Below are 15117 nucleotides of genomic sequence, written 5' to 3'. Positions count from 1 at the left end.
CCCGCGTCACCGCACCAGAGCACCCCTATGGCCCTGACCGTCCACCAGTTCCCCTGCCTGTCCGACAACTACGGCTTCCTCGTTCGCGACGAGGCCAGCGGTAAGGTCGCCACGATCGACACTCCCGACGCCGAGGCCATCCTCGCCGAACTGGCCAAGCTGGGGTGGTCGCTGGACCTGATCCTCAACACCCATTGGCATCCGGATCACGCCGGCGGCAACGAGAAGCTCAAGACGGCCACTGGTGCGACGATCGTGGGGCCCGCCGAGGTGACGCGCATCGCGCCCCTCGACAGGGTGGTCCGCGACGGCGAGGAGGTGATGCTGGGCGACACGCGCCTCACGGTCATCGACACCGGCGGGCACACGCTGGGGCACGTCAGCTACTACGACGCCGAGGACGCTATCGCCTTCGTCGGCGACACCCTGTTCGCCCTGGGCTGCGGCCGGCTGTTCGAAGGCACGGCCGAACAGATGTGGGATTCGCTCGGTCGACTGATCGCCTTGCCGGACGAAACGACCGTCTACTGCGCCCACGAATACACCGCCGCGAACGCCCGCTTCGCCTTGTCGGTGGACAGCTCCGCCGCCGTGGCCGCGCGGGCCGAGGCCGTGTTCACCGCGCGCGCGCGCGATGAGGCGACCGTTCCGACCACGATCGGGGTCGAGAAAGTCACCAATCCCTTCCTGCGCGCGCCGCTGCTGAGACCGGACGCGCCATCGCCGGCTCAAGCTTTCGCCGAAATCCGCGCGGCCAAGGACAGTTTCAAAGGATGAACGACATGACCAAGCCAGGCCTGGGACTCTCTGGCGATCTGGGCGCCCAGGAGATCGTGCGGATGCTGGACTTGCAGCCGCATCCTGAGGGCGGCTGGTACCGGCAGACCTTTCAGGACGCGCCGGGCCCTGACGGCCGCGCCGCCTCGACCTGCATCTACTACCTGCTGGAAGCCGAGCAGATGTCGGCCTGGCACCGCGTCGACGCCGTCGAGACCTGGCACTATTACGCCGGCGCGCCGATCTCGCTGACGCTCTCACCGCCTGACGGCAAAGGGGCCAGCGCCTATGTGCTGGGCCCTGACCTGCGCGCCGGATGTCGCCCGCAGGTGATTGTCCCGACATTGTGGTGGCAGACGGCGGTCAGCCTGGGCGCGTGGACCCTGGTCGGCTGCACCGTCGCGCCAGGGTTCAGGTTCGAGGGCTTCGAAATGGCGCCGCCGGACTGGACCCCGTCGACGGGCTGATTCCCCAGCGAAAATCGCCCCGCGCCTTGTCCCAAATCAGAACGCGACGCCGTCCCGCAGCCTAATGTAGCGCGCGCCCAAGCCTTGGTCCGCATGCCGGGCTGAACCGCTGCGCGCACCTGCGTCAGCGTGTCGCAGGCGCTCAAAGCGGGTACCCATTGTGGGCAACTCCGTCACGTGGCCTCGTTACAGGGACCATGCAATCCTTTTCTGGATTCTGGATAAGAGCCGACGCTGGGGGGAACCAAGTCGCCTATGTCTGAAGAGTACGCCAACGCTCGCGCCGCATCGCGCTACGCGACCGATTACATTCTGCGCTGGGTCGAGATCGCCAACGAGGTCCACGGTTCGGACCTTCTCTATGCGCTTGTCTTCACCACGCTCTGGGCGGGCAACTGCTCACACATCCGCGGCGGCCACTATGCCGAAATCGACGAGGTTCCGCCCGATCATGAGCGCCGACCGCTGACGGTCCGGCAGGTCGCCGATTCCCTGGGCCTTCCTTACGAGACGGTGCGCCGCCGCTTCGTCGAGATGCTGGAGAAGGGCATGGCCCAGCGCGTGGGCCGTGAAGGCTTCATCGTTCCGCAGTCCGCCCTGGCCAAGCCCGAAGTTCTGCAGGGCCTGCGCCGATCGCACCAGAGCCTGACCCGCTTCCTCAAGGACCTGAAGAGCATCGGCATCGAGGCGGCATAGAGCCTGCTCGGGCCGCAGAGCTCACGCACGAGAGCGTTTCCCGATCAGCGTGAAACAGCGTGCGGGTCGAAGAGCACTCTCACCGCCTGAAATAGATCCTCTTTTCTTCAATCCGACTGATTCAGTCAGATCGGAAAGAGCCCTAGACGCTGCTGCCGCGCACGATCAACTCGACGGGCGACAGAGCCGACTCCGCCGGCTCGCCCGCCATGCGCGCGAACAGCCGGTCGACCATCTTGCGCGCCGCGAACTCCAGATCCTGTCGCACCGTGGTCAGGGGCGGCGCGCTGTGGCGGGCCAGCACGATGTCGTCGAATCCGACCACCGCCACGTCGCGCGGAACGCTCCTGCCGGCTTCCGTCAGCGCGGCGATCGCGGCCAGGGCGATGACGTCGGAGAAGGCGAAAACCGCGTCGAAGTCGGCGCCCGTAGCGATGAAGTCGGCGATCGCATCGCGGGCCTCGTCCATTGTGTAGTGGGCCGCAACCACCAGGGCGGGATCGAAGCCAAGCCCCGCCTCCGCAAGACCCTGCCGATAGCCCTCGAACCGCTGGGCGGCTTCCGGCGCATGGGTTGCGCCCAGAAAGGCGATCTTCCTGCGCCCCGCCTGCGCCAGATGCGCGACCGCCAGGCGACCGCCGGCGACATTGTCGCTGCCGACGGCGCAGTAGGTCTGCCCCGGCAGTTGAGCGCCCCATACGACGAGGGGCTTATAGGTCTGGGCGACGGCATTGAGCACGTCATGCTGGTTGCTTTGCCCGATCAGAAGCAGGCCGTCGGCGCGATGGGCCTGGATGATCCGCTCCAGCCAGCCGGTCTCGGCCACGACCACCTTGTGCAGCAGCAAGGCGTAGTTTCTGCGCGTGATCTCATCGGCCAGTCGCCCGATCATCTCCAGAAAGAACGGATCCGAGATCAGCTGGCCTGTCTCGTGGCCCAAAGGAATGATCACCCCGATCGTGTCGGTCTTGCGCAGTCGCAGGGATCGCGCCGACTGGTTGACCACATAGCCGTGCGTCTGGGCGATCTCCACGATCTGATCGCGCAACGGCTTGGGGATCAGGGGGTTGCCCGCCAGAGCGCGCGACACCGTAGAGATCGACACGCCCGCCATGCGCGCGATGTCGGCCATTTTCAGACGGCCTCTATCGGGCGCCGGAGCAGTCTCGGAGTTCACCATGAAACGACAATAAGACCCTGCGATCGCGCGAAAAGGCCCGCTGGAGTCGCATGACGCAAGGTTGAGTTCGCGTGTCGACACCTTCGAGGACGGATCGACTACCGCCCGACTCAAGCCCAGTAAACCGCTGCTGAGTCTTTATGGTTACACTCAAAGAACGGCGTTCGCCAATCGCGCCTAGCGATTGATCACCTTGATGATCCGTTTCGAGGAGGGGCGCCCCGCCAAACCCTGCTCCGGAGAGTAGGTGATGGTCAGGGCCCCGTCCTTCAGCGATGCCGAAGGCTTGTGGCCCTCAGCCAGCAGAACGCGGGCGATGCCCGAGATCAGCGACCGGTCGCCCTTCCGCGCCATGCGCTCGAACGCTTCGGCGACGATGGTCGCCGTATCGGCGGCCAGGACCGAGGTCTCGGGGCGCACGTCCTGCACGGTGGCGAACTCGATGTCGCGTTGCGCAGCGCGGCTGGCGCGGGCTGTGGCAATGCGGACGCGCTGCACGAACACATTGAACGACAGCATCGCCGGCGGCTGGATGGACTGCGCCCGCCCAGAGAGGGCCACCGCAGCGCCCATCGGCGCATCGTCGGTGAAGAGGATGATGCCGCCCAGCTTGGTGACCCGCAGGACAGGTTCGCCAAGATCGTTGCGATAGATGACGTCGCCGCGCGAGGCCGGCTGGGCCTGAAGCACCCAGATTTCGGCGCTGTTGTCGAACTTGATCAGCGGACGCGGCGCGGCCTGGTCGAAGACGAAGGCGCCGCCGGTTTCGGAGACATAGCGCGCCACAGGCGGCGCGGGCGCGCGGCGCGCCTCCCCCTGGCCCTTGTGACCCAGCAGGGCGTCACGCAGCGAGTGCGGAAGCTGTTGGGCGTGCGCAGGCGCCCCTATGAGCATCAGAGCAGCGATCATCAGGGCCGCCCGGGCGCCCCAGTCGCCAAACTCCGCCTTACAGAATGTCATGCGATCCGTACTGCCCGTCGACTAGGGCGAATCTTGGACGCGTGAACGCCGATCACCCGAAGCCCGGGACATGAGGCCAAACTGCAACAGCGGCCGTCAAGTCCGGGCTTCGGGAGCGCGTCCTTAGGCCATGTACTGGCCACCGTTCAGGGTCAGGGTGGCGCCGGTCACAAAGCCCGCGCGCTCGCCCGCCAGGAACGAGACCATGTCGGCGATTTCCTCGCCGCGGCCCAGGCGACCGACCGGAATGCCGGCGACGATCTGCGCCAGAACGTTCTCAGGAACGGCCGCCACCATTTCGGTGTCGATATAGCCGGGGCAGATCACGTTGACGGTGACGCCCTTCTTGGCGTTCTCCAGGGCCAGGGCCTTGGTGAAGCCGATCAGGCCGGCCTTGGCCGCCGAATAGTTGGTCTGACCCATCTGGCCCTTCTGGCCGTTGATGGAGCTGATGTTGATGATGCGGCCCCAGCTGCGGTCGCGCATGCCCTCGATCACCGGACGGGTCATGTTGAAGGCCGAGTCCATATTGACCCGGATCACTTCGGACCACTGCTCGTAGGTCATCTTGTGCAGCATGCCGTCGCGGGTGATGCCGGCGTTGTTGACCAGGATGTCGATGGGGCCGAGCTCGGCCTCGACCTTCTTCACGGCCGCCTGGCAGTCCTCGAACACGCCGACATTGCCCTTCACGACCATCACGCCCAGCTCCTTGGCGCAGGCCTCGGCGGCGGCTTCATTACCGGAATAGCCGGCCGCCACCTTGTGGCCGTCAGCGATCAGTCGCTCGCAGATGGCTCGACCGATCCCGCGGGTGCCGCCGGTCACGAACGCAACTCTCGTCATGTAACTCTCCCGATCGCTTTTCTTGTGTTTGGAGGCGGCCCGCCGAGGAGCGGGCCGCCTAAAGGTTGGCTCAGACCGCTTCCACGCACATGGCCACGCCCATGCCGCCGCCGACGCACAGCGTGGCCAGGCCCTTCTTGGCGCCCGAGCGCTTCATCTCGTGGACCAGCGTGGTCAGGATCCGCGCGCCCGAAGCGCCGATCGGGTGACCGATGGCGATGGCGCCGCCGTTGACGTTCACCTTCGCCGGGTCGAGGCCCAGCTCGCGCACCACGCAAAGGGCCTGGGCGGCGAAGGCTTCGTTGCTCTCGACAAGATCGAGGTCGGACACCGACCAGCCGGCCTTTTCCAGCGCCTTCTTCGAGGCGGGGATCGGGCCAGTGCCCATGACCTCGGGCTCGACGCCGGCATTGGCCCAGGAGGCGATCCTGGCCAGGGGCTTCAGACCACGCTTGGCGGCCTCCTCGGCGCTCATCAAAACGAGGGCGGCGGCGCCGTCATTCAGGCCCGAGGCGTTGGCGGCGGTGACCGAGCCTTCCTTGTTGAACACCGGCTTCAGGCCCTGGACGCTCTCGATCGTGGCGCCGTGACGGATGAACTCGTCCTTGTCGACGATGGTGTCGCCCTTGCGGCCCTTGATGGTGATCGGAACGATCTCGTCATCGAACTTGCCGGCTTTCTGGGCGGCCTCGGCGCGGTTCTGGCTGGCGACGGCGAACTTGTCCTGGTCCTCGCGCGTGATCTGCCAGCGGCTGGCGATGTTCTCGGCGGTCTGACCCATGTGGTAGCCGTGGAAAGCGTCCCACAGGCCGTCCTTGATCATGGTGTCGACAAACTGCAGGTCGCCCATCTTCTGGCCGCCGCGCAGGTTCTGAGCGTGCGGCGCCTGGCTCATGCTCTCCTGGCCGCCGGCGACGACCACCTTGGCCGAACCGTCGGCGATCTGCTGGGCCGCCAGCGCGACGGCGCGCAGGCCCGAGCCGCACAGCTGATTCAGGCTCCAGGCCGGGGCTTCGACCGGGATGCCGGCCTTCACCGAGGCCTGGCGCGCCGGACCCTGACCGGCGGCGGCCTGCAGCACCTGGCCCAGGATCACTTCATCGACGTCGGAGGGCGCGATCCCCGCGCGCGAGACGGCGGCTTCGATGACGGCCTTGCCCAGTTCCGAAGCCGGCAGGCTGGCCAAGGCCCCATTGAACGAGCCTACCGGCGTGCGGGCGGCGGAAACGATGACAATCTCGCTCATGCGATAGCTCCCGTGACGTTCTGACGTGACGCTTCGCGGTTGCGGCGCCCGTTCTTTTGCAATGCAGCATCAGCATGCACGCCACGACCGCGTTCGTCACGCGCACATTTTCACGCCTTCGCGACACCTCCAAGTCATCAGAACACTGGCGTCACGCCTTTGCATTCGCGATAGTGCGTTGCGAAAAGCGGCCGTAGCCGCTGTCCTAGGGAACGAAATGTCCGAGAACCCTGAAAAAGGCGAGACGACCGCCGGAGGCGAAAAATCAGCCGGTCAGCGCGTGATCATCAAGAAATACGCTAACCGTCGCCTCTACAACACGGCATCCTCGTCGTACGTCACCCTCGAACACCTGTCGGACATGGTGAAGGAGGGCGTCGACTTCGTGGTCTATGACGCCAAGACCAACGACGACATCACCCGTTCGGTCCTGACCCAGATCATCTTCGAGGAAGAAAACCGCGGAGGCGGCCAGAACCTGCTGCCGATCCAGTTCCTCCGCCAGCTGATCGGCTTCTACGGCAACTCGATGCAGGCCTTCCTGCCGTCGTATCTGGAGATGTCGCTCGAGAGCTTCGCCAAGCAGCAGGAGCGCCTGCGCGGACAGCTCAGCACCATGGCCCCGGGCAAGATGCCCGGCATGGGCGTCTATGAAGAGCAGATCCGCCAGAACATGGCGCTGTTCGACAGGGCGATGAAGATGTTCTCGCCCTTCGCCTATGTCCGTCCAGAGGATGCGGCCGCCGCGCCGGCCGAGCCCGCGCCGGCCCCGGCGCCCGCGCCGCCTAGCGACGACTCCCTGGCCGATCTCAAGCGCCAGCTGGAGGCGATGCAGGAACAGATCGCCAAGCTGGCCAGCAAGTCTTAACCAAGCCGATCCAGCCGTTCTTAACCGTCCTGGCCCTAGGGTCTGGGCATGAGCGGTCCGATCGATCCCCTTCGACGCCCTGGTTCCACGCGACGCGCCCTGCCGGGCCCGCGTGATTCGGCTCGCAACGACGCCGACGAGGACGTGGTGTTCGTGGTCGAGGAAGACGTCCAGCCGACGCCGCCGCCCCCTCGTCGCGACGGCTTTGCCGCCTTCGCCGCCCATATCATGGGACAGTCGGGCCAGAAGCGCGGTCTGCGCGGTGGGCAGGAAGTGCTGGACACGGCCAGATCGACCTATCTTGGCACGGAATACTCCGGTCCCGCAGACCGGCGTCCGCCCACGGGTCTGCTGAAGAAGACCAACATCTAGCGCGTCAGTCGCGCCAGCTCCGCCTCCAGCGCCGCGACCCTGGCCTCCAGAGCCGCGATCCTGTCCCGGTCGCTGGGCGGCGCAGGACGCACGCCCGCGCGGGACGCCGCTTCCGCCGCCGAAACGCCCAATAGCTCGGCGAAGGCGTTGATTTCCCGCATCGAAAGCTCACGCTGATCCTTGAAGGCCAGGGCCAGATCGCCCTCGCTCATACCCGCCACCGCGGCGAGGACCCCACGCGTCAGCCCGCGCTCGGCCAGACGCTGATCGTACCAGGCGGCGTCAAAGAACAGCGCCATCAGCAAACCGCCGCGGGCTGGCGCCGTTCTTGCTTAATCGAAGGTGAATTCGATCGCCGTGAGCTCGCCATGTCCATCGCTGTCCGCATCTTCGACATCGTCGTCGTCGCCCTGATCTTCACGGCCCTGACCTAATCTGAACGCCTGTCACGCCTTCGCACGGGGCGAGTATGGCCGCGCCGAACGTTCGCTGTCGAACCCCCGCGCCCCCGTTGTCGTCACGGACCCATTTGCACGCGGACCCGTGTGAGCTTAATCGGCGGGTATGAGCACCGACCAAGACCTCGACACCAAGAAGGCCGCCGCCAGAGCGTGGTTCGAAAGCCTGCGCGATCAGATCTGCGCCGCGTTCGAGCAGCTTGAGGACGAAGCCCCCGCCGACCTCTATCCCGGCGCCCCGGGACGGTTCGAAAAGAAGGCCTGGGATCGTCCCGCCGGCGGCGGGGGCGTGATGGGCATGATGCACGGCCGCCTGTTCGAAAAGGTGGGCGTTCACGTCTCGACGGTGTTCGGGACCTTCACGCCCGAGATGGCCAAGAACATGCCCGGCGCGGCTGAGGACCCCCGGTTCTTCGCGACGGGCATCAGCCTGATCGCCCACATGACCAATCCGCGCGTGCCGGCGGTGCACATGAACACGCGCTTCATCGCCACGACCAAAAGCTGGTTCGGAGGCGGCGGCGACCTGACCCCCCTGCTCGGCTACCAGCGCCAGCAGGACTTCCCGGACGCCATCGACTTCCACGCCGCCTACAAGCGGGCCTGCGACAAGTACGATCCAGAATGGCACCCCAAGTACAAGGCCTGGTGCGACGAGTACTTCTTCCTGCCCCACCGCAACGAGCCGCGCGGCATCGGCGGCATCTTCTACGACCACCACGACAGCGACGACTGGGCGCGGGACTTCGCCTTCACCCAGGATGTCGGCCGAGCCTTCCTGGAAATCTATCCGACCCTGGTCCGCCGCCGCATGGGCGAGGCCTGGACCGCCGACGAGCGCGAGCAACAGCTGGTGCAGCGCGGCCGCTATGTCGAGTTCAACCTGCTCTACGACCGGGGCACGATGTTCGGCCTGAAGACCGGCGGTAATGTCGAGTCGATCCTCAGTTCCATGCCCCCGGCGGTGAAGTGGCCCTAGGGGCCGCCCGGCTCAGCTCTAGGCGGCCCTCCGGCGTACATCCTCGCTCAGTGAGAAGGCCTGAACCAGACCCATCAGGTCCGAAGCTTCCCGCTTGAGGCTGTGGCTGGCCGCTGTGGTCTCTTCCACCATGGCGGCGTTCTGCTGGGTGACCTGATCCATCTGGCTGACGGCGGTGTTGATCTGGCCAAGGCCGGTGGCCTGTTCCTTGGCCGTCGTCGCGATGTCGTTGACCAAGGCCTCGATGCCGGAGAACTCGTCGACGACCGCGCCCAGCGCCTGCCCGACCCGCCCGACCAGGCCCACGCCGCTGTCCACGCTGGAGGAGGCTTCCGCGATCAGCCCCTTGATCTCCTTGGCCGCGTCGGCAGAACGCTGGGCCAGAGCCCGGACTTCCATGGCGACCACAGCGAAGCCACGCCCCGCCTCACCGGCGCGGGCGGCCTCGACCCCCGCATTCAGGGCCAGGAGGTTGGTCTGGAAGGCGATCTCGTCGATCACGCCGATGATCTGGTTGATCTGGCGCGAGGATGTGTCGATCCGCTCCATGGCCCCGATCGCCTCGCCGGCCAGGTCGGCCGACTGCGTGACGGAGGATCGGCTACGCGAGGTGGCTTGCTGAGCCATGGCGGCGCGCTCGGCGCTTTGACGGATCGTCGAGGTGACTTCCTGCAGGGCCGCAGCGGTCTCTTCCAGACTGGCGGCTTGCTGCTCCGTGCGCCGGGACAGATCGTCAGCCGCTGAAGAAATCTCTCCCGCGCCGCCACCGACCGAGCCCGCCAGGGCGATCACCTTGGCGAGGGTCGCTTCCAGCATCTGAACCGAGGCGTTGAAGTTGACCCGCAGCTGTTCGAACTCGGCCGGGAACGGCTCATTGATCTGTTGTTGCAGTTCACCGCGCGCCAGGCCGTTCAAGCCGCGATCCAAGGCCGACACGACCAGATCCCGCGCACGAGCATCGGCCTGCGACTGAGCGGCCTGGCGCTGCTGGGCGTCCATGGCCCGTGCATCCGCCGCCAGTTGCTGCTCGCGAGCGGCGCGGCGTTCCAGAACGGCGGTCCGAAACACGCCGACAGAGCGGGCCATGTCCCCCAGTTCGTCGGCACGCCCCTGATAGGGGACGTCCTTGTCGTAGTTACCGTCGGCGAGCGCGCCCATGTAGCCGGTCATGCCGACCAGCGGCGTGACCATTTTCCTGCGCAGGATCCAGACGCCCCCGGCGGCCACGATCAGCATCAGCGCCGTGGCCAGCCCCACCGCGATGAAGATACGCCGGGATTGGGCCTCCGCGGCCTCGACCTTGGCCTTCGAGAGTCCCACCACCAGCGGCGTCAGCTTGGTGATCACCTGACGGTGCTCGCGGTAGGCGATCGTCATGGCGTCAAGCGCAGTGTTCATGGCCGCGACATCGCCGGCGCGAAGGGCGGGTCTGAACTGCTTTTCGGCGATATCCCAGAATTTCCGGACCTGGATGTCCGACGCCGCGAGAGCGTCCTTGACCTCGGACGTCAGCGGCCGCGTCGCCCAGTGCGCATGACGGTCTTCATAGCTGGCCTGGAGCGTGGTCAGGTCGCGGTCAATCTCCGCGACCATGTCCAGTTCGTCCGGGCCACGGTGCGCCGTCAGCAGCGCTTCTACGATGAAGAGCGGCGGTGGCATGATATCCGCCACCAGAGCGTCGATCTCCATCTGCTGGTCCGACAGCGCCCCCCCGACACGAAGCGTCATCAAGGCGTAGGTCGCGGTGCCGGTCGCCATGGCGAACGCCGCGATCAAGACGATCGCGAAGAGGTTCAAGGTTCCCGAAATACGTAGTGACATCGTTTGCATACCCCCCGTGAGGAAAAATGCGCGACGATTCTTAACGCGACGGAAATATTGTTCTACCGGTTACCCAATCTGCGGACGATCTACTCAACCCAAAAGAAAGGCCCGGGATCTCTCCCGGGCCTTTCCTCAATCCGTCGGCGAAAACCTTGCTCGGCGTCGCCCCGGACACCTTTGGAGTCCGGGGCGAGAGCGCCGCAGACGCCTATTCGGCGTCCGAAAGCGCGATCTCGGCCGGTAGCGGCTCCATCGCGTCTTCGCGCTGCTGGGCCAGTTGCTCGTCGCGCTTGGCGGCGACGCGCTGCAGGCTGCGCAGGTAGGAACCCGTACCGGCGGGGATCAGACGACCCACGATGACGTTTTCCTTCAGGCCTTCCAGGGTGTCGGTCTTGCCGTGCACCGAGGCTTCGGTCAGGACGCGGGTCGTTTCCTGGAACGACGCGGCCGAGATGAAGCTCTTGGTCTGCAGCGAGGCCTTGGTGATGCCCAGCAGCACCGGCTGGGTCACAGCCGGACGGCCGCCGCGAGCGATCGCCCTTTCCTGTTCCTTGTCGAACTCAGGCTTATCAAGGTGGTCACCCTTGATCAGGCCGGTGTCGCCGGGCTCGAGGATCTCGACCTTCTGCAGCATCTGACGAACGATCGTCTCGATGTGCTTGTCGTTGATCGGCACGCCCTGCAGACGATAGACCTCCTGGATCTCGTCGACGAGGAAGTTGGCCAGGGCTTCGACGCCCAGGATGCGCAGGATGTCGTGCGGATCCGGGTTGCCGTCGATGATGTACTCGCCCTTGGTGATGTAATCCCCGTCGTGGACGGCGATGTGCTTGCCCTTCGGGATCAGGAACTCGACCGCTTCGGGCTGGTTGCCGTCGGCGTCGACGTCCGGGGTGATCTTGATGCGGCGCTTGTTCTTGTAGTCCTTGCCGAATTCGACACGGCCATCCATCTCGGCGATGACGGCGCAGTCCTTCGGACGGCGGGCTTCGAACAGTTCGGCGACGCGCGGCAGACCACCGGTGATGTCCCGGGTCTTGGCGCCTTCGGTCGGGATACGCGCGATCACTTCACCCGGCTTCACCTCGTCGCCGTCGGCGACCGAGAGAATGGCGCCGGCCGACAGCAGATAGCGGGCTTCACCGCCGTTGCTGAGGCGCTTGTAGCTGCCGTCTTCCGACAGCACGCCCATGGCCGGACGCAGGTCCGAGCCGCGGGCCGAGGTGCGCCAGTCGGCGACCACGCGCTGGGCGATGCCGGTGGCTTCGTCGACTTCCTCGCGGATCGACAGGCCATCGACCAGGTCTTCGGCGCGGATCTTGCCGGCCACTTCGGTGATGATCGGGGTGGTGTAGGGGTCCCAATCGCCGAGGCGCTGACCGCGCTTGACCGTATCGCCGTCCTTGACCCGCAGGCGGGCGCCGTACGGCGGCTTGTAGGTTTCACGCTCTTTGCCGTCGACCAGAACGCTGACGGTGGTGTTGCGGCTCATGATGACCAGGGCGCCGTCCGAACCCACGACCGTCGGGCCGATCACGCGGACCGTACCGTCGTTGCTGGCTTCGAAGAACGACTGCTCGGCCACCTGAGCGGTGCCGCCGATGTGGAACGTACGCATGGTCAGCTGCGTGCCGGGCTCACCGATCGACTGGGCGGCGATGACGCCGACCGCTTCGCCGATGTTCACCGGGGTGCCGCGGGCCAGGTCGCGGCCATAGCAGGCGCCGCAGACGCCGATCTTGGCTTCGCAGGTCAGGACCGAGCGGACCTTCACCGATTGAACGACCGCCGCCTCGATGGCGTCGGCGATGTTCTCGTCGATATAGGTGTCGGCCGGAACGACCAGTTCGCCGGTGCCCGGATCCTTGACGTCCTCGGCCGTGAAGCGGCCCAGGACGCGCGAACCCAGCGAGACCAGCACGTCACCGCCTTCGACCACGGCGCGCAGGGTGATGCCCTTGGTGGTGCCGCAGTCTTCCTCGACGATGATGCAGTCCTGCGCGACGTCGACCAGACGACGGGTCAGGTAACCCGAGTTGGCGGTCTTCAGCGCGGTGTCGGCCAGACCCTTACGGGCGCCGTGGGTGGAGTTGAAGTACTCCTGAACGGTCAGGCCTTCCTTGAAGTTCGAGACGATCGGGGTCTCGATGATCTCGCCGGAGGGCTTGGCCATCAGGCCGCGCATGCCGCCCAGCTGCTTCATCTGGGCTTGCGAACCCCGGGCGCCGGAGTGGGCCATCATGTAGATGGCGTTGATTTCCTTCTCGCGGCCGTTCTCGTCCTTATGCTTCATCTGAAGCTCGGCCATCATCTCGTCGGCGACGCGATCGGTGGCCTTGGCCCAGGCGTCAACGACCTTGTTGTACTTCTCACCCTTGGTGATCAGGCCGTCGGCGTACTGCTGCTCGTATTCTTCAGCCAGCTTGCGGGTTTCTTCCACGATCGCGGTCTTGCGGACCGGGATGATGATGTCGTCCTTGCCGAACGAGATGCCGGCCTTGGCGGCTTCCTTGAAGCCCAGGCCCATCACCTTGTCGGCGAAGATCACCGTCGCCTTCTGACCGCAGTGGCGGTAGACGATGTCGATCAGATTGCCGATTTCCTTCTTGGTCAGCGCCTTTTCGATCAGGCGGTGACCAATCTGGGGGTGATGCGGCAGCAGGGCGGCGATCTTCATGCGGCCCGGCGTGGTGTCGATCACCTTGCGCAGCAGCTGACCGTCCGGAGTCATCTCGGTGTGGCGCGCCTTGATCTTGGCGTGCAGCGAGACGACGCCGGCGTCCATGGCGGCTTCGATTTCGCCGAGGTCGGCGAAGATCTTGCCTTCGCCCGGCTCACCGTCACGCGCGACCGACAGGTAGTACAGACCAAGCACGATGTCCTGCGACGGCACGATGATCGGGCGACCGTTGGCGGGCGACAGGATGTTGTTGGTCGACATCATCAGGACGCGCGCTTCCAGCTGAGCTTCCAGGCTCAGCGGGACGTGCACGGCCATCTGGTCGCCGTCGAAGTCGGCGTTGAACGCGGCGCAGACCAGCGGGTGCAGCTGGATGGCCTTGCCCTCGATCAGCTTGGGCTCAAACGCCTGGATGCCCAGACGGTGCAGGGTCGGGGCGCGGTTCAGCAGAACCGGGTGCTCGCGGATCACCTCTTCGAGGATGTCCCACACCTGCGGCTGCTCGCGCTCGACCATGCGCTTGGACTGCTTGACGGTGCCCGACAGGCCCTTGGCGTCCAGACGCGCGTAGATGAACGGCTTGAACAGCTCCAGCGCCATCTTCTTGGGCAGGCCGCACTCGTGCAGCTTCAGCTCGGGACCCACCACGATGACCGAACGGCCCGAGTAGTCGACGCGCTTGCCCAGCAGGTTCTGACGGAAGCGGCCCTGCTTGCCCTTCAGCATGTCGGCCAGCGACTTCAGCGGGCGCTTGTTGGCGCCGGTGATGACGCGACCGCGACGGCCGTTGTCGAACAGGGCGTCGACCGACTCCTGCAGCATCCGCTTTTCGTTGCGGATGATGATGTCGGGCGCGCGCAGCTCGATCAGGCGCTTCAGGCGGTTGTTACGGTTGATGACCCGGCGATACAGGTCGTTCAGGTCCGAGGTCGCGAAGCGGCCGCCGTCCAGCGGCACCAGCGGACGCAGTTCCGGCGGGATGACCGGAACGACCGTCAGCACCATCCACTCGGGACGGTTGCCCGACTCCTGGAAGGCTTCCAGGATCTTCAGGCGCTTCGAAAACTTCTTCTGCTTCATGTCCGAAACGGTGCCGGACAGCTCCTCGCGCAGACGCTCTGCCTCTTTCTCGAGGTCGATGGCCTTCAGCAGGTTCTGGATGGCCTCAGCGCCGATTTCGGCGGTGAAGCTGTCGTCGCCGTACTCTTCCTGGGCGCGCATGTAGTCGTCTTCGCTGAGCAGCTGGTGCTGCTTCAGCGGCGTCAGGCCCGGCTCGGTGACGATGTAGTATTCGAAGTACAGGACGCGTTCGATGTCCTTCAGCGGCATGTCGAGCATCATGGCGATGCGCGAGGGCAGCGACTTCAGGAACCAGATGTGGGCGACCGGCGAGGCCAGTTCGATGTGGCCCATGCGCTCGCGACGGACGCGCGCCAGGGTGACTTCAACACCGCACTTTTCGCAGATGATGCCCTTGTACTTCATGCGCTTGTACTTGCCGCACAGGCATTCGTAGTCCTTGGTCGGGCCAAAGATACGGGCGCAGAACAGGCCGTCACGCTCGGGCTTGAACGTGCGGTAGTTGATGGTTTCGGGCTTCTTGATCTCGCCGAACGACCACGAGCGGATCTTTTCCGGCGAGGCGAGCGAGATACGGATCTGGTCGAAGGTCGGAGCGGCCTGGACCGGATTGAAGATGTTCAGGACTTCCTGGTTCATCTTGGTTCCTTCTGCGGGGTTTCCCGCGAAAATTCTTGAGGGAGA

The 15117-nt window shown here is 65.6% G+C and carries 14 protein-coding genes; 7 read left to right on the top strand and 7 right to left on the bottom strand.

The window, feature by feature from the left end; all coding sequences use genetic code 11:
• Nucleotides 1-27 precede the first annotated feature (27 nt).
• From gloB to OVA11_RS05595, 3 genes are all read left to right on the top strand, one after another.
• Nucleotides 28-777 carry a hydroxyacylglutathione hydrolase gene (gene gloB, locus OVA11_RS05605; protein WP_268066551.1) on the top strand — a complete coding sequence of 250 codons (750 nt, stop codon included), beginning with the start codon at nt 28-30 and terminating at the stop codon, nt 775-777.
• Complete coding sequence (locus OVA11_RS05600; protein WP_096032429.1) at nt 774-1244, top strand: cupin domain-containing protein; 471 nt, start codon at nt 774-776, stop codon at nt 1242-1244. The genes gloB and OVA11_RS05600 overlap by 4 nt, the downstream gene beginning before the upstream one ends.
• A 255-nt stretch (nt 1245-1499) precedes the next feature.
• A complete protein-coding gene (locus OVA11_RS05595; RefSeq protein ID WP_096032428.1) occupies nt 1500-1940 on the top strand; it encodes a hypothetical protein in 441 nt (146 codons plus the stop codon).
• A 142-nt stretch (nt 1941-2082) separates the two neighbouring features.
• On the opposite strand, the gene OVA11_RS05590 is transcribed toward OVA11_RS05595, so the two are convergent.
• From OVA11_RS05590 to OVA11_RS05575, 4 genes are all read right to left on the bottom strand, one after another.
• Complete coding sequence (locus tag OVA11_RS05590; RefSeq protein WP_268066550.1) at nt 2083-3072, bottom strand: LacI family DNA-binding transcriptional regulator; 990 nt, start codon at nt 3070-3072, stop codon at nt 2083-2085.
• 225 nt (nt 3073-3297) lie between these two features.
• Entirely contained in the window at nt 3298-4080 is a 783-nt protein-coding gene (locus tag OVA11_RS05585; RefSeq protein WP_268066549.1) for a DUF4908 domain-containing protein, read from the bottom strand.
• Between the two features lie 123 nt (nt 4081-4203).
• Nucleotides 4204-4926 (bottom strand): beta-ketoacyl-ACP reductase, encoded by a 723-nt coding sequence (locus OVA11_RS05580; protein WP_010918399.1) that lies wholly within the window; start codon nt 4924-4926, stop codon nt 4204-4206.
• A gap of 70 nt (nt 4927-4996) precedes the next feature.
• Nucleotides 4997-6172 carry an acetyl-CoA C-acetyltransferase gene (locus tag OVA11_RS05575; RefSeq protein ID WP_268066548.1) on the bottom strand — a complete coding sequence of 392 codons (1176 nt, stop codon included), beginning with the start codon at nt 6170-6172 and terminating at the stop codon, nt 4997-4999.
• Nucleotides 6173-6389: 217 nt separating this feature from the next.
• Here OVA11_RS05575 and phaR point away from each other — a divergent pair, with 217 nt between their 5' ends.
• A complete protein-coding gene (phaR, locus tag OVA11_RS05570) occupies nt 6390-7040 on the top strand; it encodes a polyhydroxyalkanoate synthesis repressor PhaR (RefSeq protein WP_268066547.1) in 651 nt (216 codons plus the stop codon).
• Between the two features lie 48 nt (nt 7041-7088).
• Complete coding sequence (locus OVA11_RS05565) at nt 7089-7412, top strand: hypothetical protein (RefSeq protein ID WP_010918396.1); 324 nt, start codon at nt 7089-7091, stop codon at nt 7410-7412.
• Here OVA11_RS05565 and OVA11_RS05560 read toward each other — a convergent pair.
• Nucleotides 7409-7717, bottom strand: coding sequence for a DNA-binding protein (locus OVA11_RS05560; RefSeq protein ID WP_268066546.1), 309 nt, complete (start codon nt 7715-7717; stop codon nt 7409-7411). The two genes, OVA11_RS05565 and OVA11_RS05560, sit on opposite strands and share 4 nt — an antisense overlap.
• Before the next feature lie 63 nt (nt 7718-7780).
• Between OVA11_RS05560 and OVA11_RS05555 the strand changes: the two genes are divergently transcribed.
• Nucleotides 7781-7846: a hypothetical protein gene (locus OVA11_RS05555; RefSeq protein WP_024265562.1), complete on the top strand. Its 66-nt coding sequence runs from the start codon at nt 7781-7783 to the stop codon at nt 7844-7846.
• Nucleotides 7847-7976: 130 nt separating this feature from the next.
• Nucleotides 7977-8849, top strand: a complete 873-nt coding sequence (gene hemF / locus OVA11_RS05550) for an oxygen-dependent coproporphyrinogen oxidase (RefSeq protein ID WP_268066545.1) — start codon at nt 7977-7979, stop codon at nt 8847-8849.
• An 18-nt stretch (nt 8850-8867) separates the two neighbouring features.
• On the opposite strand, the gene OVA11_RS05545 is transcribed toward hemF, so the two are convergent.
• Both OVA11_RS05545 and rpoC read right to left on the bottom strand, forming a co-directional pair.
• The gene (locus OVA11_RS05545) at nt 8868-10670 is read right to left on the bottom strand and encodes a methyl-accepting chemotaxis protein (protein WP_268066544.1); all 1803 of its coding nucleotides are present in this window, start codon (nt 10668-10670) and stop codon (nt 8868-8870) included.
• Nucleotides 10671-10881: 211 nt separating this feature from the next.
• On the bottom strand, nt 10882-15072 hold the full coding sequence (rpoC, locus tag OVA11_RS05540) for a DNA-directed RNA polymerase subunit beta' (RefSeq protein WP_268066543.1): 4191 nt from the start codon (nt 15070-15072) through the stop codon (nt 10882-10884).
• Nucleotides 15073-15117 lie beyond the last annotated feature (45 nt).

It is taken from the genome of Caulobacter sp. SL161 (genome assembly GCF_026672375.1).
Taxonomy (GTDB): Bacteria; Pseudomonadota; Alphaproteobacteria; order Caulobacterales; family Caulobacteraceae; genus Caulobacter.
The sequence above is the reverse complement of the archived record's forward strand: the minus strand, read 5'-3'. Positions and strand labels throughout refer to the sequence as shown.